This is a genomic window from Paraburkholderia sp. GAS448 (assembly GCF_050435685.1).
Classification (GTDB): Bacteria; Pseudomonadota; Gammaproteobacteria; order Burkholderiales; family Burkholderiaceae; genus Paraburkholderia.
Window position 1 is genome coordinate 507,954 of the sequence record NZ_JBNDKT010000001.1, and the last position, 22,080, is coordinate 530,033.

General features: G+C 62.1%; 26 protein-coding genes and 2 pseudogenes. 16 read left to right on the plus strand and 12 right to left on the minus strand.

Annotated features, from left to right (window positions below):
* Window positions 1-195: 195 nt before the first annotated feature.
* Together P3T23_RS02385 and P3T23_RS02390 are read right to left on the minus strand one after the other, a co-directional pair.
* Complete coding sequence (locus P3T23_RS02385; protein ID WP_133665684.1) at window positions 196-441, minus strand: hypothetical protein; 246 nt, start codon at window positions 439-441, stop codon at window positions 196-198.
* A 276-nt stretch (window positions 442-717) separates the two neighbouring features.
* Window positions 718-1,230: a DinB family protein gene (locus tag P3T23_RS02390; protein WP_429314840.1), complete on the minus strand. Its 513-nt coding sequence runs from the start codon at window positions 1,228-1,230 to the stop codon at window positions 718-720.
* Between the two features lie 254 nt (window positions 1,231-1,484).
* Between P3T23_RS02390 and P3T23_RS02395 the strand changes: the two genes are divergently transcribed.
* Window positions 1,485-2,012 (plus strand): methylated-DNA--[protein]-cysteine S-methyltransferase, encoded by a 528-nt coding sequence (locus tag P3T23_RS02395; protein WP_429314578.1) that lies wholly within the window; start codon window positions 1,485-1,487, stop codon window positions 2,010-2,012.
* A gap of 261 nt (window positions 2,013-2,273) precedes the next feature.
* On the opposite strand, the gene P3T23_RS02400 is transcribed toward P3T23_RS02395, so the two are convergent.
* Both P3T23_RS02400 and P3T23_RS02405 read right to left on the minus strand, forming a co-directional pair.
* The gene (locus P3T23_RS02400) at window positions 2,274-3,902 is read right to left on the minus strand and encodes a methyl-accepting chemotaxis protein (protein WP_429314579.1); all 1,629 of its coding nucleotides are present in this window, start codon (window positions 3,900-3,902) and stop codon (window positions 2,274-2,276) included.
* A gap of 216 nt (window positions 3,903-4,118) precedes the next feature.
* Window positions 4,119-4,487, minus strand: a complete 369-nt coding sequence (locus tag P3T23_RS02405; RefSeq protein WP_429314580.1) for a hypothetical protein — start codon at window positions 4,485-4,487, stop codon at window positions 4,119-4,121.
* Between the two features lie 354 nt (window positions 4,488-4,841).
* Here P3T23_RS02405 and P3T23_RS02410 point away from each other — a divergent pair, with 354 nt between their 5' ends.
* From P3T23_RS02410 to dhaK, 13 genes and pseudogenes are all read left to right on the plus strand, one after another.
* Window positions 4,842-5,135, plus strand: coding sequence for an EF-hand domain-containing protein (locus tag P3T23_RS02410; RefSeq protein WP_429314581.1), 294 nt, complete (start codon window positions 4,842-4,844; stop codon window positions 5,133-5,135).
* 87 nt (window positions 5,136-5,222) lie between these two features.
* Window positions 5,223-5,342 (plus strand): annotated as a pseudogene (locus P3T23_RS02415) (efflux RND transporter permease subunit); the annotation flags it as partial.
* A gap of 88 nt (window positions 5,343-5,430) precedes the next feature.
* Window positions 5,431-6,144 (plus strand): response regulator, encoded by a 714-nt coding sequence (locus tag P3T23_RS02420; RefSeq protein WP_429314582.1) that lies wholly within the window; start codon window positions 5,431-5,433, stop codon window positions 6,142-6,144.
* Window positions 6,145-6,152: 8 nt separating this feature from the next.
* The gene (locus P3T23_RS02425; protein ID WP_429314583.1) at window positions 6,153-7,511 is read left to right on the plus strand and encodes an ATP-binding protein; all 1,359 of its coding nucleotides are present in this window, start codon (window positions 6,153-6,155) and stop codon (window positions 7,509-7,511) included.
* Between the two features lie 283 nt (window positions 7,512-7,794).
* Entirely contained in the window at window positions 7,795-8,814 is a 1,020-nt protein-coding gene (locus tag P3T23_RS02430; RefSeq protein WP_429314584.1) for a LacI family DNA-binding transcriptional regulator, read from the plus strand.
* Between the two features lie 114 nt (window positions 8,815-8,928).
* On the plus strand, window positions 8,929-10,260 hold the full coding sequence (locus P3T23_RS02435) for an ABC transporter substrate-binding protein (RefSeq protein ID WP_429314585.1): 1,332 nt from the start codon (window positions 8,929-8,931) through the stop codon (window positions 10,258-10,260).
* Window positions 10,261-10,326: 66 nt separating this feature from the next.
* Window positions 10,327-11,283, plus strand: a complete 957-nt coding sequence (locus P3T23_RS02440) for a carbohydrate ABC transporter permease (RefSeq protein ID WP_429314586.1) — start codon at window positions 10,327-10,329, stop codon at window positions 11,281-11,283.
* On the plus strand, window positions 11,280-12,233 hold the full coding sequence (locus P3T23_RS02445) for a carbohydrate ABC transporter permease (protein WP_429314587.1): 954 nt from the start codon (window positions 11,280-11,282) through the stop codon (window positions 12,231-12,233). The genes P3T23_RS02440 and P3T23_RS02445 overlap by 4 nt, the downstream gene beginning before the upstream one ends.
* Window positions 12,230-12,424 carry a hypothetical protein gene (locus P3T23_RS02450; RefSeq protein WP_429314588.1) on the plus strand — a complete coding sequence of 65 codons (195 nt, stop codon included), beginning with the start codon at window positions 12,230-12,232 and terminating at the stop codon, window positions 12,422-12,424. Before P3T23_RS02445 ends, P3T23_RS02450 begins: the two co-directional genes overlap by 4 nt.
* Window positions 12,425-12,427: 3 nt before the next feature.
* Window positions 12,428-13,531: an ABC transporter ATP-binding protein gene (locus P3T23_RS02455; protein ID WP_429314589.1), complete on the plus strand. Its 1,104-nt coding sequence runs from the start codon at window positions 12,428-12,430 to the stop codon at window positions 13,529-13,531.
* Window positions 13,524-14,552 (plus strand): ABC transporter ATP-binding protein, encoded by a 1,029-nt coding sequence (locus tag P3T23_RS02460; protein ID WP_429314590.1) that lies wholly within the window; start codon window positions 13,524-13,526, stop codon window positions 14,550-14,552. The genes P3T23_RS02455 and P3T23_RS02460 overlap by 8 nt, the downstream gene beginning before the upstream one ends.
* Window positions 14,549-15,181: a dihydroxyacetone kinase subunit DhaL gene (dhaL, locus tag P3T23_RS02465; RefSeq protein ID WP_429314591.1), complete on the plus strand. Its 633-nt coding sequence runs from the start codon at window positions 14,549-14,551 to the stop codon at window positions 15,179-15,181. Before P3T23_RS02460 ends, dhaL begins: the two co-directional genes overlap by 4 nt.
* 13 nt (window positions 15,182-15,194) lie before the next feature.
* Window positions 15,195-16,184 carry a dihydroxyacetone kinase subunit DhaK gene (gene dhaK, locus P3T23_RS02470; RefSeq protein WP_429314592.1) on the plus strand — a complete coding sequence of 330 codons (990 nt, stop codon included), beginning with the start codon at window positions 15,195-15,197 and terminating at the stop codon, window positions 16,182-16,184.
* A gap of 50 nt (window positions 16,185-16,234) precedes the next feature.
* On the opposite strand, the gene P3T23_RS02475 is transcribed toward dhaK, so the two are convergent.
* The 3 genes and pseudogenes from P3T23_RS02475 to P3T23_RS02485 all read right to left on the minus strand — a co-directional run bounded on the left by P3T23_RS02475 (window position 16,235) and on the right by P3T23_RS02485 (window position 17,361).
* Entirely contained in the window at window positions 16,235-16,813 is a 579-nt protein-coding gene (locus tag P3T23_RS02475) for a DUF4337 domain-containing protein (protein WP_429314593.1), read from the minus strand.
* An 84-nt stretch (window positions 16,814-16,897) separates the two neighbouring features.
* Window positions 16,898-17,080: pseudogene (locus P3T23_RS02480) on the minus strand (GNAT family N-acetyltransferase); the annotation flags it as partial.
* The gene (locus P3T23_RS02485) at window positions 17,065-17,361 is read right to left on the minus strand and encodes a hypothetical protein (protein ID WP_429314848.1); all 297 of its coding nucleotides are present in this window, start codon (window positions 17,359-17,361) and stop codon (window positions 17,065-17,067) included. The pseudogene P3T23_RS02480 and the gene P3T23_RS02485, both read right to left, overlap by 16 nt.
* On the opposite strand from P3T23_RS02485, the gene P3T23_RS02490 reads away from it, so the two are divergent.
* Window positions 17,360-18,706: a metallophosphoesterase family protein gene (locus tag P3T23_RS02490; RefSeq protein ID WP_429314841.1), complete on the plus strand. Its 1,347-nt coding sequence runs from the start codon at window positions 17,360-17,362 to the stop codon at window positions 18,704-18,706. The genes P3T23_RS02485 and P3T23_RS02490 overlap by 2 nt on opposite strands.
* 109 nt (window positions 18,707-18,815) lie before the next feature.
* On the opposite strand, the gene P3T23_RS02495 is transcribed toward P3T23_RS02490, so the two are convergent.
* Window positions 18,816-19,115, minus strand: a complete 300-nt coding sequence (locus tag P3T23_RS02495) for a hypothetical protein (RefSeq protein ID WP_429314594.1) — start codon at window positions 19,113-19,115, stop codon at window positions 18,816-18,818.
* A 516-nt stretch (window positions 19,116-19,631) separates the two neighbouring features.
* Here P3T23_RS02495 and P3T23_RS02500 point away from each other — a divergent pair.
* Complete coding sequence (locus tag P3T23_RS02500; RefSeq protein ID WP_429314595.1) at window positions 19,632-19,832, plus strand: hypothetical protein; 201 nt, start codon at window positions 19,632-19,634, stop codon at window positions 19,830-19,832.
* A 181-nt stretch (window positions 19,833-20,013) separates the two neighbouring features.
* Here the strand turns inward: P3T23_RS02500 and P3T23_RS02505 are convergent, their stop codons facing one another.
* From P3T23_RS02505 to P3T23_RS02520, 4 genes are all read right to left on the minus strand, one after another.
* Complete coding sequence (locus P3T23_RS02505; protein WP_429314596.1) at window positions 20,014-20,493, minus strand: hypothetical protein; 480 nt, start codon at window positions 20,491-20,493, stop codon at window positions 20,014-20,016.
* A 234-nt stretch (window positions 20,494-20,727) separates the two neighbouring features.
* A complete protein-coding gene (locus tag P3T23_RS02510; RefSeq protein WP_429314597.1) occupies window positions 20,728-20,862 on the minus strand; it encodes a hypothetical protein in 135 nt (44 codons plus the stop codon).
* Window positions 20,863-20,951: 89 nt separating this feature from the next.
* A complete protein-coding gene (locus P3T23_RS02515; RefSeq protein ID WP_429314598.1) occupies window positions 20,952-21,368 on the minus strand; it encodes a MarR family winged helix-turn-helix transcriptional regulator in 417 nt (138 codons plus the stop codon).
* A gap of 179 nt (window positions 21,369-21,547) precedes the next feature.
* Window positions 21,548-22,006, minus strand: a complete 459-nt coding sequence (locus tag P3T23_RS02520; RefSeq protein ID WP_429314599.1) for a zinc-finger-containing protein — start codon at window positions 22,004-22,006, stop codon at window positions 21,548-21,550.
* Between the last annotated feature and the right edge of the window lie 74 nt (window positions 22,007-22,080).

Below are 22,080 nucleotides of genomic sequence, written 5' to 3' on the forward strand. Positions count from 1 at the left end.
CAGCCGAACTGGACCGATCAGGAGACGACGGGAGAGAAGCAGGTGAAGCGCGGCGTGCGGAATGGATTATCCGGCTAGCCGGTTAAACGCGACATGCAGGGAAACAACAGAAGCGTGCAGATGTGAACAGACAACAAGGCGGCATTCGTGGAACCAATGCCGCCTTTGGTGAAACCGGGTTGCACCGTGTGACGGTTAGCGGTTGTGCTGCTCTCCAGGCAGTTCGGCGCCGTGGGCGCGAATGGCCGCGATCAGCTCCGCTGGGGTTATTTCGTAACGCACTTCGCGATGAATGCCCGGCTTGCGTTCATCGACCTCGACCAGAAGAATGCCTTTGCCGTCTTCTGTCGATTCGAGGCGCAGCGAGCGGAGTTCGCGCGCCGTTGCGTCGTCGTATTCGGTGAGCAGGGCCATTGACCCGGAAGACCCGGTAATGCGCATCGACGTTGTCCTCGTTCCGTTGTTGAGAAATCATTGTACGGGCTGACCGGCACTCCGTCTGTCGTGCAGCGCTCACAGTCCGGCATCTTTCGATGCCCGCGGCGAGGCTGACCGGAACGAGGCGCGCGATCTGCCGCGGCTTTGTCAGAGCCAGTTTAACGCGACTCCCCGGATCGCCGGCTGCCTTTTTGCGTGCCCAGCCGCGGTGCACGCGCGCGCTGCGGGTTTTCGGCCAATGTCACGGCGATGTCGTTTGGCTGTGTCAGGGCGGCGGCGTCAGTGCGCGGGGTCCGGCGGGTCGCGCTCGCGCGAAGGCGCGTCGAACCGGAGGAAGAACTCGTCGAGCTGGGGCGGTGCGACCGGGGTGCCGGCGAGCATCGCGTGCACCTGGCCGCGGTGGTGGATCTGGTGCACGAAGAGATGCGGCAATACCGCGCCTGTCGTCTCGCGCGTCACGCCGATGCCGGGGCCACGGTCGATGCGGACCTCTCGTTGCAAAGTGTCGTCATCGAGTGCGTCGCAGAAGGCGATCAGCTGGCGATCGCTTTCCTGCTGCGCCGGCCACAGGTCGGCGGCGCGCGGATATGGCAGTTCGTTGTCGAAGATGGTGAGGCCTGCGCCGCCGTCCACAAGGGCGTCGATGTAATACCTGTCCACCAGCAGGATGTGATTCAGCGTCAATTGCAGCGACGGAAAGAAGCTCACGCGCCTCGCCGCGAAGGCCTCGTCGGATAGCGCGAGACACGCGCGATAAAGACGCGCATTCGACCATGCATTGTTGCGTGCCATGTCGGCATGATGACGGGCGAGCAGCGAGACGGTTGGGCTCACGTCGGCCTCCGTTGGATGCGTTGCAGATGGGTTGCCCAATGGGTGCGCGGCTCTTGCGTCGCCGCGCTGGTCGAAGGAAGCGTAACACCGTTTTTTGGGCGCGATGCGACGTGGCGCCCTGCGTTTCGCGGGTCGCTGCGCTACAGTAAAGGTCGATTGACGGCAGCGAGGCTGCATTGCATGGAAGCGCTGCCAGAACCTGCGAGTGCCTGATGAAATACTGCACACTGATTCCGAGTCCGTTGGGCGACATCCTTCTGCGCGCCGAGGACGACGCCCTGACTGGCCTGTTCTTCGTCGGTCAAAAGTATTGCCCGCAGGAGCGTATCGACGAAGGGCGCGAGGACGCGTCAGGTATGCCGCGTCTGTTGCGTCAGACGCAGGAAGAGCTTGCCGAATACTTCGCGGGCGAGCGGCAGCATTTCTCGGTCAACGTGCGCACGACAGGCACACCGTTCCAGCAACGCGTCTGGAGCGAACTCGTGAAGATTCCCTATGGACAGATCGAGAGCTACGGCGGACTCGCTGAGCGCCTCGGCTTCGATGCGGGTAGCGCTCGAGCAGTCGGGGCTGCGAACGGGCGCAATCCGGTATCGATCATCGTGCCGTGCCATCGCGTGCTGTCGGGCACGGGCGATCTGACCGGTTACGCGGGCGGTATCGAGCGCAAACAGGCGCTGCTTGCGCTCGAGCGCCCTGGCATGAGGTCGGCGATACAACTGAGTCTGCTCGATGCCTGATCGCCGGCATTGACCATCGGCGTTGCCAGGGAGAAAGAGACGTGCGCGAAACAGCGGGGAGCAGCGAGGACACGGCACAAGCAGGCAAAAAAATAGCCCGTCCATCAATGGGCGGGCCGCTAAAACGCCGTTGTTACTCGGGTCAGCCAGCCCGCACAAACTGGGCGCTGACGGGGTTCATCGTGACCCGTTGTCCCTGTCTTGTCGAGGTGGTACTAACGCCGATCTATCAGATCATTGCGTCTTCTTCGACGGGTTCGTTCAACTGTTTGTGGTGGCGCGCGGGGTTGATGCCACACGCGCAGACGATGCCGCGCGCGGTGCTGGCGCGGCATGCGCGACCGTGAAAAGCCGCACGGCCTCGTCGAGCACGTCGGCCTGTTCGGAGAGACGTTGCGCGGTGGCGGCAGCCTGTTCGACGAGCGTCGCGTTCTGTTGCGTGGCGCCGTCGAGATGGGACACCGCCTGATTGACCTGGCGAATCCCTTCCGCCTGTTCACCGCTTGCGTTCGCGACTTCGACGATGATCGACGAAACGCGGCTCACGGCTTCGTCGATCACGCGCATCTGCGCGGTCGTGCGCGCGACGAGTTGCGTGCCCTGCGCAATCTCCGTGACGTTGGCATCGACCACGGTCTTGATCTCTTTCGATGACGCCGCGCAACGTTGCGCGAGCATCCGCACCTCCTGGGCGACGACAGCGAATGAGCGTCCTGCTTCGCCCGCGCGTGCCGCTTCCACCGCAGCGTTCAGCGCGAGGATATTGGTCTGGAACGCGATGCCGTCGATCACGCCGGTGATGTCCGCAATCCGCTTCGACGCGTCCTGGATGCCGGTCATGGTCTGCTCCATCTGGCCAGCGATATTGCCGCCGACAGCCGCGGCCGCCTGCGCCTCGTTCGCGAGATCGAGCGCGCGCACGCTGGCGTCCGCATTGGCCTGCACGGTCGTCGTGAGTTCTTCCATCGTGGCGGCGGTCTCTTCGAGCGACGCAGCCTGCAATTCCGTGCGACGCGCGAGGTCGACATTGCCGCTCGAGATTTCGCGCGCGGCGTCGAGCATGCCGTCGATCTGCGAGCGCACGTCGTACACGATCGCCGCGAGATTCGCCTTCAACTGGTTGAGCGCCTGCAGCACGTCGCCGAGATCGTCCTGACGCGCGACGAAGAGATCCGCGGTGAGATCGCCGGCCGCCATGCGGGTCGAGAACGTCGACATCTCGCGAAGCGGCTCGCCCAGATGACGGGCGAGCAACTGCCACGAGATCGCGCTGAAGAGCGCGGTGACGCCGAACGCGACCCAGAACGGCACGGGCGGCAGGCCTTGCCACGCGACAGCGCCAGCGACCAGCATCGCGAGCGGTGCAGCAGCGTAGCCAATGGCGGTGCGGGTCGCGACCGGCAGACGCATGGCCGCCTGCAGCTTGCCGATCAGGCCGGCGCGCACCACCGAGCCGCGCAGCAACCGGTACGAACCGGCGTTGCCCGCGCGCAGCTTTGCATAGAGCGCGTCGGCCTTGCGGACTTCATCGCGTCCCGGCTTCACGCGCACGCTCAGATAGCCGACCACGGCGCCCTTGTCGACCACGGGCGTCACGCTCGCGTGCACCCAGTAGTGGTCGCCGTTCTTGCGCCGGTTCTTGACGAGCGCCGACCACGCACGGCCCGCACGGATCGTCGTCCACATGTCGGCGAAGGCTTCGCGAGGCATGTCGGGATGACGGATCAGGTTGTGCGGCTGACCGTTCAGCTCCTCGCGGGTGTAGCCGGAGACCGCGATGAACGCAGGATTGCAGTACTGGATGCGGCCGGTGAGGTCGGTCGCGGAGACGAGCATCTGTGACGACGGGAATTCGAATTCCTGCTGCGTGACGGGCTGGTTGTTGCGCATTGATTTCCTTGCTGTAGCGGGATGCGCACACGGCGCAATCCAGACGTGCTGTCACTTCTTAACGGCATTGACCCCGGGCACTTTAGGGTTTCCTGGTAAACCGCTCAGGTAAATGCCCATCGGAGCCGTTAGTGCAGGGTTGCCGTGCGTCAGTTCGCCGCAGCTGTCGATATCGACCGTCTTGACGTTCGATACCCGGCGTGACGTCGCTTGCCTTTAGTGCGGCATGGCGACCATCGTCGGCTGTGCGTAGGTGACGTTTGCGGCGGGCACGACGGCGTAAGCCGGTTGTGCGCGCACGACTGCGTACCCGGCGGGCACGAGCACCGGCATCGGTACGGACGCGGCCATGTACGTCGAAGTCGGCTTGGGTGCCGGCACCGGAACGGTTACCACTGGCGTAGCCGGCACTACGTAGGTCGGTTGCGGCGGCGCGTAGTAATAGACTGGCCGCGGCGGAGGCGGCGTGTAGATGACGACGGGCATGGGGTGCGTGACATACACGACCGTGCGCGAAAACGCGGCCGATGAGAAGGCAAGGCTGGCTGCCGCGACGGCCGACATACTGATCAGACGAATGTTCATGTTCACTTTCGGACTCCGGATTCATTCACTGGCGGTGTGCGTCTTCGCGTTAGCGAGGCGCTCCGCCGATGGGCTCACAGCGTGTTGCCGCTGAAGCGGTCTGTTCGAACGCTTGTGGCGTCGACGGAGTGAACGATACGCAACGGTGCGTCGAATGTGGAGCGACAAGTTATTTCATTTGATGTCGCGTGTTTTGACGCGGAAACCCTGCGACCAGCCGTGACATACGGCGACATGATTCGTCACGGTTTTGCAATCGCATTCGTGAGGCGGGAGTCCTAAGATTCGGCCTGCCATCGATCGGATCGCCGCACTTCGCAGGCGACGAGCGTTGGACAGAGCACGGAGAAAGCAATGAAACTGACGCTGGCAATTCTCGCCTTGTGTATCGTGACGACAGGGGTAATGGCCCAGACGACTGCCCAGCCGATGGGCGGTTCGCCGCGGATGGAGCGAGCGATACAGCAATTGCAGATGCGCTTCTCGACGGCGAACACCACGCACGACGGCAAGCTGACGAAGACCCAGGCGGCCGCCGGCATGCCGATGGTGGCGCAGCATTTCGATGAGATCGATGCGCAGAAAGGCGGATACGTGACGCTGCCGCAGATCGAAGACTTCATGCGTCAGCACGCGACGTCGGGTTGATAGTCTGCCGTCGTGACGCGGCGTGGTCGCGGGGTGCGTGTGCCTGGGCCGACCAGGTTGACGACCTGCACACTGTCGCCCGTCAATGCCGACCATCGCCGCAAACCAGGCAAGGACATCGTCGAAGCCGCCGTCGAGGCGGCGCGCCTGCGTTTGCGGCCTATCATGATGACATCGTTCGCGTTCATTCCTGATGTCGTGCCGCTCCGGCACGCCGCGTGCCGCGCCGCGCACGAAGCCGCAGCGGACAGGAGACGGCAGGCCAGAACCGATCAGGCATGGAAGGAGCCCGCACATGGATCGACCAGAAAAGATCATCGTGCTCGACGACGAAGCCGAATTGCGCAACATGCTGCAGCGCTTTCTGACCGGGCAGGGTTTCGAGGTGCGCGTCGTGGCCGACAGCAAGCGGCTCGACCGCTATCTATTGCGCGAGCCGTTCGACCTGCTGGTGCTGGATTTGATGATGGAACCGGAAGACGGACTTTCGGTGTGCCGCCGCCTGCGCGCCGAAGGCCAGACATTGCCGATCCTGATGCTGACTGCGAAAGGCGATCCGGTCGACAAGGTCGTCGGCCTCGAAATGGGCGCCGACGACTATCTCGCGAAGCCGTTTCTGCCGCGCGAACTCGTGGCACGCATCCGCGCGCTGTTGCGCCGGCAGAAGATGGCAGCGGGTGAGCCGACCGTTACATCGAACAAGGTTCGCTTTGGCGATTTCTGTCTGGATGTCGGCAAGCAGATGCTCACGCGCGCGGGCGAATCCGTCGAGATTCATTCGGCGCAGATGCTCTTGCTGCATGCGCTCGGGTCATCGCCGAACCGGCCTGTGAGCCGCGACAACCTGATCGCGCGCACGCGTGGCCGCGATCATGACGCGCTCGATCGCAGCATCGACGTGCAGGTGCTCAGGCTGCGCCAGATCGTCGAAGACGATCCGTCGAAGCCGCGTTTCATCAAGACCGTATGGGGCGTCGGCTACATGCTGATGGCGGATATCGAACCATGAGGCGGCTCATGCTTCCGCGTTCGCTGCTCGCGCGCAACATCGCGCTGCTGGTGGCACTCGTCGCCTTGACCCTGGTGTGTTCGTTAGGCGTGCTGCTGCACTACATACAGCGTCCGCGTATCGAACGCGCGGCGGAGGTCTTCGCCGACTATGTGATGACGCTCGACCGTATCCTCGCGCCCATGCCGGCCGACGTGGGCCATGCGGTTGCAGCGCGGCTGGACGGTCAGCCGCAGCCGCCCGCGAACGCGGTGACCGAAGCGCCACCGAGTCTGCTCAACCTGTACCGCACGTATCAGCGCGACGTATTTCTCGAAGAACTGCGCAAGCATCTTCCCGCCGACATGCCAGTGCGCTGGCAGACGGCGGACGGGCAGCGCCTGTGGATGCGCGTGCACGTCGCGGGCACGCCCTGGTGGATCGCGTTGTCGATGAACGAAGATGCGCAGACGAGCGGCATGACGACGGCGATCGCGCTGTCGCTCGGCCTTGCGCTGCTGGCGGCGCTGACCGGCTATCTGATCCAGCAGCGCATCAACCGCCCGTTGCAGGAACTCGCGAGGGCCGCGCGGCACGTGAGCGCAGGCGAGGCGCCTGTGACGCTGCCCACTGACGGTCCGACCGAAATCGCGCAGGTCAGTACGGCCTTCAACCAGATGACCGAGGCGTTGCAGCAGGCCGAAGCGACGCGCGCGCTGATGCTGGCGGGCGTCTCGCATGACATCCGCACGCCGCTGACCAAGCTGCGGCTTGCGATGGCGATGGCCATCCCGCCTGGCGGAGACGACTCGTTTGTCGCATCGGCGGAAGGCTATCTCGACCAGATCGACACGATCCTCCAGCAGTTCATGGACTACGCCGGCAGCGGCGAGCGCGAAGTCGCCCAGCCGGGCGACCTCAACGCACTGATCGGTCAGCTTGCCGCGGATTTCGCGGGACTGGGGCATGAGTTCGAACTGTCGCTCGGTGATATGCCGATGTTCGCGTTTCGTCCGATCGCCATGATGCGGCTGTTGATGAACCTGATGCAGAACGCAGTCGTATATGGCCGCACAGGGCTCGCGGTGCGCACGTGGACTGAGGCGGAGGTGGCGCACGCGGCGATCGGCGACCGCGGCAAGGGGATTGCGGCGGAAGAACTCGAGCAACTGAAAGCGCCGTTCAGTCGCGGCCGGAACGCACGGGGACATTCGGGCGGCACCGGGCTCGGGCTGGCGATCGTCGAGCGCATTGCGCGCCTGCATGGCGGGACGTTGCAGTTCCTGCCGCGTGAAGGCGGCGGGCTCGAGGCGCACATCGCGTTGCCGCTTGCGGGTAAGCCGGTGAACCAGGCGCAGGCCGCCAGCCGTTCGGGCGGCCTTCGATAGCGTGTTACGCCGGTCTGCTGTCGATCAGCATACCGACGCGTTCCGCGGCGGCTTCCAGCAGGCGGTTCGTCTCCGCGTATGCCTGTGATTCGGGCCTTTCCTGCGGCGCATCATCCTCTGCTTTAAACATTTCCTGCATAACGGTGACGGCTCGTGCTCAATGGCGCGTCATTGATCCTGTCAAAAATGATGCATTTATCGCAGTAAAAAAGCTTGCATTTCCCGCAGGAAAAACTACCTTGATTAAACAAAATAGCTTCTGGCTCGGCACCGGAGGAGACACATGCCGGCTACACGTATGATGATTGCGCGTCGTGCGGGCGTTAGCGTGGCCACGGTCGATCGTGTGCTGCGCGACGACCAGGCCGTGCGTCCGGAAACGGCAGAGCGCGTCCATCTCGCGCTGGCTGCCCTGCGCGACGAACGCGCAAGCCGCGGTCGCCCCGCCAAAGTCACTACGTTTCGCGTGGCCTTCGTTCTCCCTCAGGTCAATTCGCGCTTTCTCGATCACGTCGAGCGCGACATCGCGCTGTCCGCCAGCTTCTTTCGCGAGCACCGCATCATGCCGTCGTTTTACCGCTCTGATTTATCCACTCAGCGCGACACCGTCGCTTTCGCCGAACAGGTCATCGATTACGACGCACTGGTGCTCGTGCCGCTCGATTACCCCTGGGTGGAACGCCTCATCGAGGATATGAGCGAAGCGGGCGTGCCCGTGGTCACGGTGTTCTCCGATCTGCCTGGAAGTCGCCGCGCTGCGTATGTCGGCGTCGATAACCGGATTGCCGGGCGCACCGCCGGACTGTTGATGGGCCGCTTTCTCGGCTCTCGAATCGGCACGGTGGCCGTTCTATCGGCGTCGTCGAGGCTGCACGATCAACTTGAACGACGCACCGGCTTTTCGCAGGTGCTGGAGGAGGACTTTCGCAACCTGCGCTGGATTGCCGAGCCGGACTTCGCCGAAGACGACGATGGCGCGGGGCTCGCGGTGCAGGGCCTTCTCGCACGTCACCCGGATCTGGTCGGCGTCTATGCGACGGGCGGCGGCATCTCCGGCATCGCGACGGCATTGCAGGAATCCGGCGACAAGTCGCACCTCGTTCTGATCGGTCACGAATGCACCGCGGAGACCCGCGCGCAGCTGTCCGAACGCGCCATCGACGTGATCCTCGATCAGGATGTGCGCGGCATCGTTCACTGGGCCGGCCTCGCCGCCATCAATTTTCTTAACGACGTCCGTGGCGCGCTCGCCATTCCGACGCCGGAAACCCGAATCTATCTTCGTGAGAATGCGCATGCCTGAAGCTCGCGACACGCGGACTGCTTTCTGAATCCGCTGGAGCCGAAACACAGCGCCCGGCGCATGGACGCTGATTGACGTCAGGTTGGAGACCCATGAGAGACAAGGAGAAGACAAATGTTACGTCTTACGTCAGCAAGGGTGATGGCGGCGGCCATTCTATCGCTGGGACTCGGCATCGCAACGGGCGCGCATGCGCAGGGCAAGCAGTTGACACTGTGTTGGGCGGCCTGGGACCCGGCCAACGCACTGGTCGAACTGTCGAAGGATTTCACGGCTAAAACCGGCATCAAGATGAAGTTCGAGTTCGTCCCATGGACGAGCTACGCCGACCGCTTCATCAACGAACTCAACTCGCACGGCAAACTGTGTGATCTGATCATCGGCGACAGCCAGTGGATCGGCGGCGCGGCGGTGAATGGCCACTACGTCAAGCTCAACGATTTCTTCGCGAAGAACAAGATATCCATGGACGACTTCGTGCCCGCGACGGTCGTCGGTTATTCGGAGTGGCCGAAGAACACACCGAACTACTGGGCGTTGCCGGCAATGGCCGATGCCGTCGGCTGGACCTACCGCAAGGACTGGTTCGCGCGGCCGGAACTGCGCGCCGAGTTCAAGCAGAAATATCACCGCGAACTCGAACCGCCGGCCACGCTGGATGAGCTCAAGCAGACTGCCGAGTTCTTCCAGGGGCGCAAGATCGACGGCAAGACGGTGTACGGCGCCTATATCTTTACTGAACGTGGTTCGGAAGGGATCACGATGGGTGTGACGAATGCGCTCTACAACTTCGGTTTCGAATACGAGGACCCGAAAAAGCCGTATCACCTTGACGGCTTCGTCAACTCGCCTGGGTCGATCAAGGGGCTTGAGTACTACAAGGCTCTCTACAAGTGCTGCACAGCGCCAGGCATGACGAACGCGTACATGCAGGAAGGGCTCGATGCATTCAAGTCTGGTCAGGTCGCCATGCAGATGAACTGGTTTGCGTTCTTCCCAGGACTCTACAAGGACCCGAACGTCGGCGGCGACAAGATCGGCTTCTTCGTGAACCCGCGTGAGACCAGGCAGTTCACGCAACTGGGCGGACAGGGCATCTCGGTCGTGTCGTACTCGGACCACAAGGAAGACGCGCTTGAATACATCAAGTGGTTCGCGCAGCCCGATGTGCAGAAGAAGTGGTGGCAGTTAGGCGGTTATTCGGCGGCGAAGTCGGTGGTCGACGCGCCGGACTTTCCAAAGAGTGCGCCTTTTGCCCCCGCGTTCCTGAAGTCGATGGCGATCGTCAAGGACTTCTGGGCCGAGCCCGCCTATGCCGAACTGCTGCTCGACATGCAGAAGCGCGTCCATGACTACGTCGTGGCCGACAAAGGTAGCGCCAAGGAAGCGCTTGATCTGCTGGTTAAAGACTGGGACAAGGTCTTCAAGGCCGAGGGCAAGTACTAGCGCGGTTCCGGACTGGATCGGCGACGGTCGGCGAGATCGTCGCTGATTCGCTTAAAGGAGTCAGGCATGTTGGCAAACAAGCCTTTTCCACCGCAGGGTCTCGAGTCCCGCGCATCAGGACGCGTTGCGATGCGGCTGCGCGGGCTGTCGGACAGGACCATCGCGTGGCTGTTCATTCTTCCGACCATCCTGCTGCTGCTCGCGATCAACATCTTTCCCTTGATCTGGGCGCTGCGGCTGTCGTTCACGAATTTCAAGTCGAATATGCCGAGCGTGCCGGCACGTTTCGTCGGCATCGACAACTACGTCGATATTCTGACCGACGAAGACATCTGGTACGCGATGCAGGTCACGGCGCGCTTCGTGTTCTGGTCGGTGGGGCTGGAGGTGCTGCTGGGCTTCGGCCTCGCGTTGCTGATCAACCGGCAGTTTCGCGGCCATAGTTTCTGGACCACGTTGATCCTGCTGCCGATGATGTTGTCGCCCGCGGTAGTCGGCAACTTCTGGACGTTTCTGCTGCAGCCGCAAACGGGTCTTTTCAACGACATCGTGAGTTTCTTCACCGGCGTCCCGCCCGGTTCGTTCCAGATGATCGGCGACGTGGGGCTCGCACCATGGACGATCGTGATGGTCGACACGTGGATGTGGACGCCTTATGTGATGCTCATCTGCCTCGCGGGGCTGCGCTCGATTCCGGACTATATCTATGAGGCTGCCGAAGTGGATCGTGCGACGCCATGGCGTCAGTTCTGGTCGATCACGCTGCCGATGACGCTGCCGTTCCTGATGCTGGCGGTGCTGTTTCGCGGCATCGAGAACTTCAAGATGTTCGACATGGTGAACCTGTTGACATCGGGCGGACCGGGGTCGGTGACTGAAACCGTGTCGATCACGCTCAAGCGTGCAGCGTTTGAAAAATGGCAGACAGGTTACTCGTCGGCCCTCGCGATCATTCTGTTTGTCACTGTTTTTGGCGCGGCGAACATCTACGTCAAGGCGCTCAACCGGGTGAAACAGCGATGAGACCGACCACCTCCCAACACTCCGTGGTGGCGGCTTCGCCGCGCGGCAAGCGGTTTGCGGCCGTCGTCGTCATCAGCTACGCACTCATTGCCACATTGCCGATGGTGTGGATCTTTCTGACGAGCTTCAAGACCCAGGAAGACGCCATTGCCTATCCGCCCGTCGTGCTGTTTCAGCCGTCGCTGGAAGGCTACGTCAATCTCTTCACGATCCGCTCGCGCCAGACGCCGGAGTTCATCGCGAGTCTGCCGCCGGCACAGACGTGGTACGAGCGCGATGTGCGCAAGCGCAATATGGTGATCGCCGGGCCATCCAAGGTATTGCCGCGTTTCGTGAATTCGCTCGTGATCGGTTTCGGCTCGACCTTTCTGGCGGTGTTTCTCGGTACGCTGGCTGCCTATGCGTTCTCGCGTTTCAGGGTGCCGCTAGCCGACGACCTGCTGTTCTTCATCCTGTCGACCCGGATGATGCCGCCGATAGCGGTCGCGATTCCGATCTACCTGATGTACCGCGCGTTAGGGCTTAGCGACAGCTATCTGGGCATGATCGTGCTGTACACGGCGGTCAACGTGTCGCTGGCGGTCTGGCTGCTCAAGGGCTTCATGGACGAGATTCCGCGCGAATACGAAGAGGCGGCGCTCGTCGACGGCTATACGCGCTTGCAGGCCTTCGTCAAGGTAGTGCTGCCGCAGGCGATCACCGGCATCGCGGCCACCGCGATTTTCTGCCTGATCTTTGCGTGGAACGAATATGCATTTGCGTCGCTGCTGACAAGCGGCGATGCGCAGACGATGCCGCCTTTCATCCCGTTCATCATCGGCGAAGGCGGACAGGACTGGCCTGCGGTTGCCGCCGCCACGACGCTGTTCGTGCTGCCGATCCTCTTCTTCACCGTCGTGCTGCGCAAGCATCTGCTGCGCGGCATCACCTTTGGAGCGGTGCGCAAATGAAACGAGAAACTGTTCCGTTGCGTGGGCGTCTGCTGCGTCGCGGCTATAGCGAAGGCGCGTCGACCGTGCTGATCGGGCTCGGCGTGGCGATGCTTGTGCAGCCGTTTTCGCTCGCGCTCTTCACCTGGTCGTTTCCGGTCATTCTGGCGGGAGCGCTTGCGTTCGTCGTCACCAGCCATTTTCCTGACTGAGCCATGTCCACGATCGTTCTAGCCAACCTTCATAAACGCTTCGACGATTTCGTCGCGGTGCGTGACACCAGTCTGACGATCAACGCCGGTCGCTTTGTCGTGCTGCTCGGTCCTTCTGGCTGCGGCAAGACGACGACGCTGCGGATGATCGCCGGGCTCGAGTTGCCGACATCCGGCCAGATCCTGATCGACGGCGAAGACGTGACCGCATTGCGCGCGCGGCAGCGCGACATCGCCTTTGTCTTCCAGATGTTCGCGCTGTATCCGCATATGACCGTGCGCAACAACATCGCCTTCCCGCTGAAAAACGAACACCTGTCGCGCGACGAGGTTGCGAAGCGGGTGGATGCGGCCGCCCGCATGCTGAGAATCGGCGACATTCTGGATCGCAAGACTGGCGGCTTGTCCGGCGGCGACCGGCAACGCGTCGCGCTTGGGCGCGCGATCGTGCGGCAGCCGAAAGCGTTCCTGATGGACGAGCCGCTCGGCACGCTCGATGCCGATTTTCGCGAGCTGATGTGTCTCGAACTGCGCAAGCTTCACAACACGCTCGCCGCGACGACGGTGTACGTCACGCACGATCAGAGCGAAGCGATGGCGATGGCTGACGACATTGTCGTGATGAACAAGGGCGAAGTGCTCCAGGCAGGACCGCCGCACGAGATCTATCACTTTCCTGCAACCGTGTTTGTCGGCAATTTCATCGGCAGTCCACCGATGAATTTTCTGCCGGTCGATGGCGGCGTCGCTGCAGGTGACGAGCAGGTGAGCTTGCACGGCGCGGCCGTTCCCGTACCGCGTTGCGATGGGGCCGCCGCGCGCGTGTTGCTGGGGATCCGGCCGGAACACATCGTTATCGAGGAGCAAGGCCTGCTGCGCGGAAAGGTCATCGCCGACGAATATCTCGGCTCGCATCAGGTACTCGTGATCGAAACCGCGTTGGGCGTCGTGCGGGTGCGTGCCGGCAAGGATGATGGCCGCCCCGCCGGCTCCCCGGTCGGCCTGTCGTTCCGCAAGGAGCGCACGCTGCTCTACGACGCAGAAACAGGACGCCTGCTGCCGGGCGCCGCACATACGATTCCCGCAAACGGAGACGCTCATGGCTGAGGTCGAACTGCGCAACGTATCGAAGCGCTTCGGCGACATCGTCGCAGTGGACGACCTGTCGATCGATGTCAAGGACGGCGAGTTCCTCGTGCTGCTCGGGCCAAGCGGCGCGGGCAAAACCACGACGCTGCGTCTGGTCGCCGGGCTCGAGCGGCCCGAAGCGGGCGACGTGCTGATCGACGGCGAGGCGGCGACAGGCGTTCACCCGTCCGACCGCGACGTCGCATTCATTTTCCAGCAGTACTCGCTGTATCCGCATCTGACGGTGTTCGGCAATCTGGCCTTCCCGTTGCGATCGCCGAGAAGGCGCACCAGCGAGGCGGAGGTGCGTGCGCGCGTGCAGGCGGTGGCGGAGATGCTGCATATGGAATCGAAGCTCGACAACATGGCGACCCATCTCTCCGGTGGCGAGATGCAGCGCGTGGCGATCGGACGCGCGCTGGTGCGTCAGCCCAAGGCGTTTCTGATGGACGAGCCGCTCTCGTCGCTCGATGCGAAGTTGCGGGAAGAACTGCGGATCGAGCTGAAGCGCCTGCATCACACGATCGGCGCGACGATCATCTACGTCACGCACGACCAGGTGGAGGCGACGACGCTCGCGGATCGCATCGGCATTCTCGAACACGGTCGTCTGGTGCAACTGGGTACGCCGCGCGAGGTGTACGGCAACCCCATTTCGCTGGGCGCCGCGCAGCGTCTCGGTTCACCGCCCATCAACCTGTTGCCGCCGGCGCTGTTCGATTCCGCGGCGGTTCCGGCGGGCACCGCGACCGTCGCGATCCGTCCGGAGGACATCGTGTTGCACGACGGCAATGCGCGCGATGCACGCGACGCGCTGAATCTTAAAGTACTCGAATATTCGCCGCTGCGGCATCTATTGATTCTCGACCGCGAAGGAACCGCGGTGGTGGCGACAACTGTCGCCGAACGCAATTTCACTCCCGGGCAGTCGGTGGGCGTTTCATTGCCACCGCGCAGCCTTCTCTATTTCCGTGCCGACGGCAGGAGGATTCCGACATGAACGGCAAAACGGTCATGGCGTGTATCGACGCCGCATACGCATCGCTGAAAGAGCACACGGACGAAATTGCCCTGCTCGACCAGCAGATTGGCGACGGCGATCACATCTTCAACCTGCTGCGCGGCATGGAGGCGCTGCTCGCGGTGCGCACGGAAATCGAAAGCGAGGCGTTCGGCCCTGCGCTCGACCTGGCAGCGGGCAAGGTACTGTCGACGGTGGGCGGGTCGTCGGGGCCGTTGTTCTATTCGTTGCTAAGCGGCATGTCGAAGGCGACCGCGGACAATGCGATGGATGTTGGCGGATTTGCGCGCTTTTTTTCAGCGGGCGTGGATGCGGTCAGTCAGCGAGGAAAGACGGGCGTCGGCAGCAAGACGATGATGGATGTTCTGATCCCGGTCGCGCGGCGTTTCGATGAACTGGCGGCAGTTGGCGCGTCCGCGCGCATGATACTCGACGCGCTGCCCCCGGTGGCCGAGGAGAACATGCTGGCCACGCGTGACATGCTCGCGACAAAAGGTCGGGCATCGTTTCTTGGCGAGCGTTCGCGCGGACACATCGATCCTGGCGCGCGTTCCAGTCAGATCATGATTGCGGCGGTGTGTGCGCGTCTCGCGCAAAACAGAGCGTAAAGGAGCGGAGACCATGAAGAAATTCATCAACCACGTCGACGATTTTCTCGCCGAAAGTCTGTCGGGATTCGCCACTGCCCACGCCGACCTGGTCGTGCTCAACAACGAACCGGTGTTCGTCAGACGCAAGGACCTGAAGCCTGGCAAGGTCGCGCTGATATCGGGCGGCGGCTCAGGGCATGAACCGCTCCATTCAGGGTTTGTCGGTTATGGCATGCTCGACGCCGCCTGTCCGGGGCAGATCTTCACGTCGCCGACACCGGACCAGATGATGGCGGCCGCCAAGGCCGTCGATACTGGTGCTGGCGTGCTGTTCATCGTGAAGAACTACTCGGGCGATCTGATGAACTTCGAAATGGCGTCCGAGATGTCCGAGGTGCCGAATGCGATGGTCCTCATCAACGACGACGTCGCGGTGGAGAACTCCAGCTATACGACAGGACGGCGCGGAGTTGCGGGCGCGGTGATCGTCGAAAAGCTGGTCGGCAGCATGGCCGAAAGCGGCGCGAGTCTGGAGCAATGCAAGGCGTTTGGCGACCGGATCAACAAGCATACGGCCTCGATGGGCGTCGCGTTCACCAGCTGCACGGTGCCGGCTGCCGGCACGCTGACGTTCAAGATCGGCGACGATGAGATCGAAGTCGGCGTCGGCATTCATGGCGAGCCGGGCAGGCGGCGCGCAAAATTCGCGTCGGCCGATACGATTGCCGGGGAGTTGCTGACGGCTATCGTCGACGATCTCAAGCCAACCGCCGGGGCGGAATTGCTCGTACTCGTAAACGGCCTTGGCGGCACGCCGCTTGGCGAGCTTTATCTTCTCTTCAATTCAACGCACACGTGGCTACAAAAGCGCGATCTGAAAATCGCACGCGCGCAGGTGGGCGCGCTGACGACTTCGCTCGAGATGGCGGGCGCGTCGATCACCCTTTGTGTGCTCGACGACGAGATGACGAAGCATTGGGACAGCGCGGTACACACACCGGCGCTAAGGTGGGGCGTATAGCGCCGGGGCGAAAACGCCGTCGACGCGAGTCTTTTGCGCGGCGCGGTGCGTCACACGCCAAGAAAGGCCGCGACGCAGACAGCGATCCCCAGGGCGGCCACGCCAACCGACATCCGCTGCATCCATTTCTTGCGGGTGAGCAGCGTGATGGCCGCGAGCGCGATGGAGATCTGGATCAACGTCGTCGCCTGCGCCCATCGATGATGCTGGTGTAGAAGGGATTCGCTGGCGGCGTTGTCCTTTTCTACTTCCTTTTCGATCGCCTCCGCGTGCGCCCGGATCGGCTCCTTTTCGGACTTGTAGCGCTGCGCGTCCGCCACAAAGCGCGCGTGCGCTTCGGATGACGGATCGCTAAGCGCTGCGCCCAGTTCGGCCAGGTTCTGCTTCTCGCCTTTCGCCTGATAGTAGGCCCACTGATTGGCCGCTTCGGTCTTGCGAATGGCTGCTTCGTTCTTGTAGAACAGCGCGAGATTCTCGTTGGCGCCGCTCTGGTACGAAGAGATCGCGCCGATGCTTGCGAGGATGGCCGTCATCACGGCGATGCGCGCGGCGCCCCGGTCGGCGGTATGCGCGCCGGCATGTTCGACCGCGTGGTCGTGGGGGCCATGGACTTCGAACTCGTCTGACATTGATAGTGGTTATAGACCAGAAAGTGAGAGCTTACCGCACGGCGCGGACCCGCTAAAAATGTGGCAGATTCCTGCCCGTCTGCGTCAGAGATGCTTGTAGAAAAACGTCGTGCCGCAGAAACCGCCATCGGGCATCAGTCCGTATTTTGGCACGATGCCCGCGCGCTGCCAGCCGGCCCTTTCGTACCATCGCTCGGCGTCGCCTCCGGTCACGGTGTCGAGCACGAGCACGGTTTTGCCTTCGTCGCGCGCTACGTGGTCGATGGCTTCCAGGACACCATCGCAAACCGCCGTTCCCGCCCTGTCAAACGGGCTGGTTCGGAAATGGCACTTTCCACCTGCGCATCTGTCGTACTCACGGCCACCGACCATCGTTGCGAGGTTCGTGGGTTCTGGCCGATCTTTCCAGTTAAGGAGTCGTGTATGCCGGCAAAACCGACGTCGAAACCGAAATCGAAGACAAACGAAACTGGCAGGAAAGAAAGTCGAAAGGGACGCGAGGCAACCGCCACCGTGACACCCAAACAGAAGACGCCTGCTTCTTCCATGATATCGCGCGCAAAGCAGAACAGTGCAGGCGCGCAAACGCCTTTCTCGCCGCGGATGCTGGAGCGGCCGGTGTTCGCGCAGCCGCAGCCGACGGCAGATCCCACGGTGTTCAGGGTGCCTCATCCGTCCGATGACGCGGCATACAAGGAGATCGACAAACTCAACGCCGAGCACAAGCTCTTTCCCCTGCCGTTTCCTGCGCCGCGAGGAGGCGTCGAGCCGCAATTGTCCCTCGCGCAGGTGCTCGGCGGCGACGCCACGCAGATCGACCGGATCGTCGCATCTGGGCAAATCGTGTTCCACGCAGTGGGTGATTGCGGCAGCACAAAAGGTCCCGCCACGCAGAACGAAGTAGCGGACAAGATGACCGCAGACTTCACCGAGGCAAGCTCGGGCGAAATTCCACGCTTTGCATGGCTGCTCGGCGACGTGGTGTACAGCTTCGGTGAAGGCAGGTACTACTACGATCAGTTTTACGAGCCCTATCGGAACTATCCGGCGCCGATCCTCGCGTGTGCGGGCAATCACGATGGCATGGTGTCGCCCGAGGCATACGCGACAAGCCTCGCTGCATGGTTGCGCAACTTCTGCGCCGAGACGTTTGGCGTGACGCCGGAGGCGGGCGGCCTGTCGCGCACCGCGCAGATCCAGCCTGGCGTGTTCTTTACGTTCGATGCGCCATTTGTGCGAGTGCTGGCGCTCTACAGCAATACGCTGGAGGACCCTGGCGTGATCGCCGACAGCAATATCGGCAAAAGCCAGCTCGATTTCCTCGATGCTGCGTTCAAGCGCGTCAAGGCCGAAAACTACCAGGGGGCCTTGCTGATAGCGGACCATCACCCGCCCTATTGTGCTGGCGGGCACGGATCGAGCGCGGACATGCTTGCCCAGATAGACGAGGTGTGCCGCGCGAACGGCGTCTGGCCGCACGCGTTCCTGTCAGGTCATGCGCACAGCTATCAGCGGTTCACGCGAGTGCGAAGTGCTGACGGCACCCAGATTCCCTACATCGTGTGCGGAAACGGTGGGCACGGTCTGGTAAAGCTCGCACCGTCGGGCAGCCCTGCGCTCCGCGCGCCGCAGGTCATACAGACAGCCTCGGCCGACACCGATCAGGTGGTGCTGGAAAACTACGATGACAGTAACTATGGCTACCTGCGCATCGTCGTGACAGCGACCCAGCTTCGTGTCGAATACCATTCGGCTTCAGATGGCGCCCACACGAAAGCGCCCAATGACTACGTGACCGTCAATCTCGCGGACCGCAAGATTGCGCACTTCGTCGCGCGTGATCTGGGCAGAACGCAAGCCGCGGCGGCGGCGCGCGCGTTGATTCGTCGCTGACGCGCATGATCGGGCCACGCGGTTCGAACCCGCTGGCCGGATTGTGCGTACCTCGGCGATCTTTGCCTTTGAATTTGCCACGCACGAACGTGCACAGGCATACGAGTGCTCACTTCGCGTGAGCGACTTCAGGAACATCCACCGGCGGTTCGAGCGCAGCCCATCGCGTCCAGCCCGGCGCGATATCAGGGGCTTTGATCCGCAACGCGCGAGAGCCATCGACGAAAACGAGCGACTCGATATTGAATTGACCTGCGTCTGTCGCGTCCGGGTTGCTGACCGCACCAAGCTGATGTGTAAAGTCCAGGTTGCCTTCGCGCAACAGATTGAGATAAGTCTCGCGGTCGGCGGTGGCAGGCTTGCGATCCCACCGGTTGAGTAGCGTAGCTGCGATTTCGGCATCGAACATCTTGATCTCTCCTTGCCTGCGCGCGTGGAGCGCGCCGCTGGCAAATGCGATGGGCACTCCTTGTGAGATGCCTCTTGCAGTAGGGAAGACACCGTGTATTCGCTAACTATACTGGAAAAATGAAGGAATGGTGCAATGCACCATGAAAGCTCGCTAGAGGCACTCTTCTGTTGCGCATGCGCGGCGAGAGGCTGTTCCAAATAGTGGTGTCTTTCTGCGGCCTGTCACGCGAATTAACACGACTGGCCGTGAACATTACGAGGATGGCCCTCATAAAACCAGCGCTTGTCGCAGGTGCCCGACGGGCAGGGGCAGATCTGCAATAGGGGTCGAAGTGCAGAACGTGTTGGTGGCTAGTTGCAGGGAAAACGCCTAAGCAAAGATTGCGGGAAGCTCGTCGACCGTCACTGAAAAGTAACGGGGCATCGTGATAATCAAGCTCCTTTCACGAAGGACGGGTACTCCCACTCTCCGATGGATCGCGGGAAGCCCGAGCAAGCGAACATGACGATACCTATGCTCACTACACATCGAGGATATCGACTGAAGGCGAGCGCCGCGCCAGCTCGCGACGGTCTCCATGCGGCAGACCTGATCATTGAGCATCCTGAGCGCCCGCCTCAAAGCTTCAGCGCCCTCGACTACTTTTACGACGGTGAGCAGGCCTTGACCTACGCGACCGCCTGGGGGCGGATCTGGGTTGACATGAAGACGTAAGCACATGCTTCCGCTTGATGCGAGCGGAATGATAGTCGGCCGATTACGTGTGGCATTGATTTATGCGCATGCAGTATTTCGAGCAACGCGGACGTTCGCGGGCAGTGGGTACACGCTTCGTGGATGCACGAGTACCAGGCGCGCCGATAAAGCGTGTACCGTCCAGGCGATACAACTGCCGTTATGACCTGGCAGGCCGTCCCGTCTTGACCGTTTCGACGGCCGAAACCGCAGCGAGCAGCCGTTTGGACGGCGCCGACTCGAGGAGCAACAGCCCGGCCCGCAACAACTCGCTCTTCTTCACGGACACGCCGGCTTCGAGGCATTTCTCCTTCAAGGCCGCGATTTTCGCGTAGTCCGATTTGGGCATCGTGAAGCTGTCGCGTACGACCTTTTCCTTCTTCACGCGCTTTGACTTCTCTTCAGCAGTCGCGCTAACCGGCGCGGCTTCAGCCGCCGCCGCGCGCTTCCGGCGTTCTGCCTTGGGTGCTGCTGCCGGTTTTGCCTTTACGGCCGCCTTCGGCTTTCCAGCCGGTTTCGCCTTTACGGCTACCTTTGGCGCTGCATCCGCCGGCTTTGCTTCAGCGGATGCGTTGTCTTCCGCGCCAGTCGGAAAGTGAAACGCTTTCTTCGTCGGCTTCTTGATCACGGGGTCGCTCATAGCCATCTCCTTCAGATAAACAATATAAACAGTATATATCGTTTATGCGACCATTTCACCAGGATGGCAGGCAGGTGCGGGTCTGCCGGCACGGGTTGTCCACAGAATCTGTTCGTAAGCGTGTGGACAACCTGCGTGAAGAAGGAGCAAGTCGTTGAAGCAACTGACTTTATGTGACGCGCGCGTGAGGTGTGCAGGCCGGGCGAGCGCAGCCGCGCGGAAAAGGCTGCGGCCTTATGGGCGCAGCAAATCGAAGCCGCCAAGCGCAACCACACCGCTTAACGCGATCAGGGCCATCGAATGCTGGCCAAAGTACAGGATCGCGGCAGCCAGCCAGGTCGAGATAAAGAAGGCGCCAATTCGTTTCATGGTGAAATTCCTGCTGTCAATGCGTCCCAATGCGCCATGCGCTTTCCAGATAATTAGCTATGCAACTAAACGGACCAAAAAAGAAGCGCTTAAGTGAGCGCTTCGCGCGCGCCCCGCACTTTGGTCACGGTGTCCGCGAATTTTGCATTGCCGAGCGTCGCCTTGAGCCTGGCCGTTACTGCATTGCTGGCGCCATTCAGTGCAACCTTGATACCAATCGCCTTTCTTGTCGGGAAGACGGAAACCCCGCGGCCGTCGTCCGCGGTGCGGCGCCGCTCGATGTACCCCTTCGCTTCGAGGCCGTCCATCGCCCGCGTCGCCGTCGGCCTTGCAATCGACATTTGCTCCGAGAGTTCACGCTGCAGCATTCCCGGCCTGTCGATGATGGCGCGGAGCATGAAACCTTGAGGCGGTGTCAGGTCAAAAGGCTCGAATGCGTCGGCCCATTCCCGCTCGAGTCTGCGAGCAAGCGCCGAGGTGTTGAAGTAGAGGCAATGATCGAACATGACACAAGCCTATATCGATGTAGTTAGCAATGCAACTACTTGCGCGTGTGCAAGGTACCCGGCCGCGCGTCGGTGCGAGAAGTCGCGGCAGACCATTGAGCGGCACCAGGGAAATTGTCCTCGCAGGGAGACGATGGATAGTCTGCTGCCGATACGACAAGACCGGCTTGGCAAAACGTTCAAACCCCACCGCTCCCGGAGGCGTTCCGGCGATTCGCAATGAACGTCTCGACGTACTGGATCGCCTGCTGGCACTGGTCGAGCGAAAGCGCGTGGATATTCGGCGGTAGCGGATCGAAGCCCAACTCGGTCGACACCCAGCGGATCGCCCTGGCACGCGCCTCAAAGGCATTGACGCGATCGCGGCGAACCTTGCCGGCAACGAGTGGTTCGAGCGTGTCGTGCAGACGGCTCTTTGCGTCACGGAGTTGTGCGTCGGCGAGCCGGCCGAGCGGGATGTTGCGCGTGCTTCGCGCGAGCACGCCGATCCACGCCTGACAAGGCGCACAGAGCCATACCGGTCCGTGATCCTCGCGATAGGGGTACGCCTCGTCGCCTGCCCGCGTAAGTACGGCGTGCGCGCCGCAATAATCGCACAGCGGTCGGGGCAACGCTTTAACGGGTCGGCCGACACGCAAGATCACTTCCTCGATGATGAAAGGGCTTTCGATAGCGCAGCACAAAGTTGCTCAACAGGCCAAAGCGCGCGACT

Bases quoted from the DNA above. Each gene is read 5' to 3' on its own strand.
- P3T23_RS02405 (WP_429314580.1), bottom strand. From the start codon at position 4,487: ATGAACATTCGTCTGATCAGTATGTCGGCCGTCGCGGCAGCCAGCCTT.
- P3T23_RS02430 (WP_429314584.1), top strand. From the start codon at position 7,795: ATGCCGGCTACACGTATGATGATTGCGCGTCGTGCGGGCGTTAGCGTG.
- P3T23_RS02500 (WP_429314595.1), top strand. From the start codon at position 19,632: ATGCTCACTACACATCGAGGATATCGACTGAAGGCGAGCGCCGCGCCA.
- P3T23_RS02490 (WP_429314841.1), top strand. From the start codon at position 17,360: ATGATATCGCGCGCAAAGCAGAACAGTGCAGGCGCGCAAACGCCTTTC.
- P3T23_RS02485 (WP_429314848.1), bottom strand. From the start codon at position 17,361: ATGGAAGAAGCAGGCGTCTTCTGTTTGGGTGTCACGGTGGCGGTTGCC.
- dhaK (WP_429314592.1), top strand. From the start codon at position 15,195: ATGAAGAAATTCATCAACCACGTCGACGATTTTCTCGCCGAAAGTCTG.
- P3T23_RS02410 (WP_429314581.1), top strand. From the start codon at position 4,842: ATGAAACTGACGCTGGCAATTCTCGCCTTGTGTATCGTGACGACAGGG.
- P3T23_RS02460 (WP_429314590.1), top strand. From the start codon at position 13,524: ATGGCTGAGGTCGAACTGCGCAACGTATCGAAGCGCTTCGGCGACATC.
- dhaL (WP_429314591.1), top strand. From the start codon at position 14,549: ATGAACGGCAAAACGGTCATGGCGTGTATCGACGCCGCATACGCATCG.
- P3T23_RS02515 (WP_429314598.1), bottom strand. From the start codon at position 21,368: ATGTTCGATCATTGCCTCTACTTCAACACCTCGGCGCTTGCTCGCAGA.
- P3T23_RS02390 (WP_429314840.1), bottom strand. From the start codon at position 1,230: ATGGCACGCAACAATGCATGGTCGAATGCGCGTCTTTATCGCGCGTGT.
- P3T23_RS02450 (WP_429314588.1), top strand. From the start codon at position 12,230: ATGAAACGAGAAACTGTTCCGTTGCGTGGGCGTCTGCTGCGTCGCGGC.
- P3T23_RS02400 (WP_429314579.1), bottom strand. From the start codon at position 3,902: ATGCGCAACAACCAGCCCGTCACGCAGCAGGAATTCGAATTCCCGTCG.
- P3T23_RS02505 (WP_429314596.1), bottom strand. From the start codon at position 20,493: ATGAGCGACCCCGTGATCAAGAAGCCGACGAAGAAAGCGTTTCACTTT.
- P3T23_RS02395 (WP_429314578.1), top strand. From the start codon at position 1,485: ATGAAATACTGCACACTGATTCCGAGTCCGTTGGGCGACATCCTTCTG.
- P3T23_RS02435 (WP_429314585.1), top strand. From the start codon at position 8,929: ATGTTACGTCTTACGTCAGCAAGGGTGATGGCGGCGGCCATTCTATCG.
- P3T23_RS02420 (WP_429314582.1), top strand. From the start codon at position 5,431: ATGGATCGACCAGAAAAGATCATCGTGCTCGACGACGAAGCCGAATTG.
- P3T23_RS02510 (WP_429314597.1), bottom strand. From the start codon at position 20,862: ATGAAACGAATTGGCGCCTTCTTTATCTCGACCTGGCTGGCTGCCGCG.
- P3T23_RS02445 (WP_429314587.1), top strand. From the start codon at position 11,280: ATGAGACCGACCACCTCCCAACACTCCGTGGTGGCGGCTTCGCCGCGC.
- P3T23_RS02475 (WP_429314593.1), bottom strand. From the start codon at position 16,813: ATGTCAGACGAGTTCGAAGTCCATGGCCCCCACGACCACGCGGTCGAA.
- P3T23_RS02385 (WP_133665684.1), bottom strand. From the start codon at position 441: ATGCGCATTACCGGGTCTTCCGGGTCAATGGCCCTGCTCACCGAATAC.
- P3T23_RS02440 (WP_429314586.1), top strand. From the start codon at position 10,327: ATGTTGGCAAACAAGCCTTTTCCACCGCAGGGTCTCGAGTCCCGCGCA.
- P3T23_RS02495 (WP_429314594.1), bottom strand. From the start codon at position 19,115: ATGTTCGATGCCGAAATCGCAGCTACGCTACTCAACCGGTGGGATCGC.
- P3T23_RS02455 (WP_429314589.1), top strand. From the start codon at position 12,428: ATGTCCACGATCGTTCTAGCCAACCTTCATAAACGCTTCGACGATTTC.
- P3T23_RS02425 (WP_429314583.1), top strand. From the start codon at position 6,153: ATGCTTCCGCGTTCGCTGCTCGCGCGCAACATCGCGCTGCTGGTGGCA.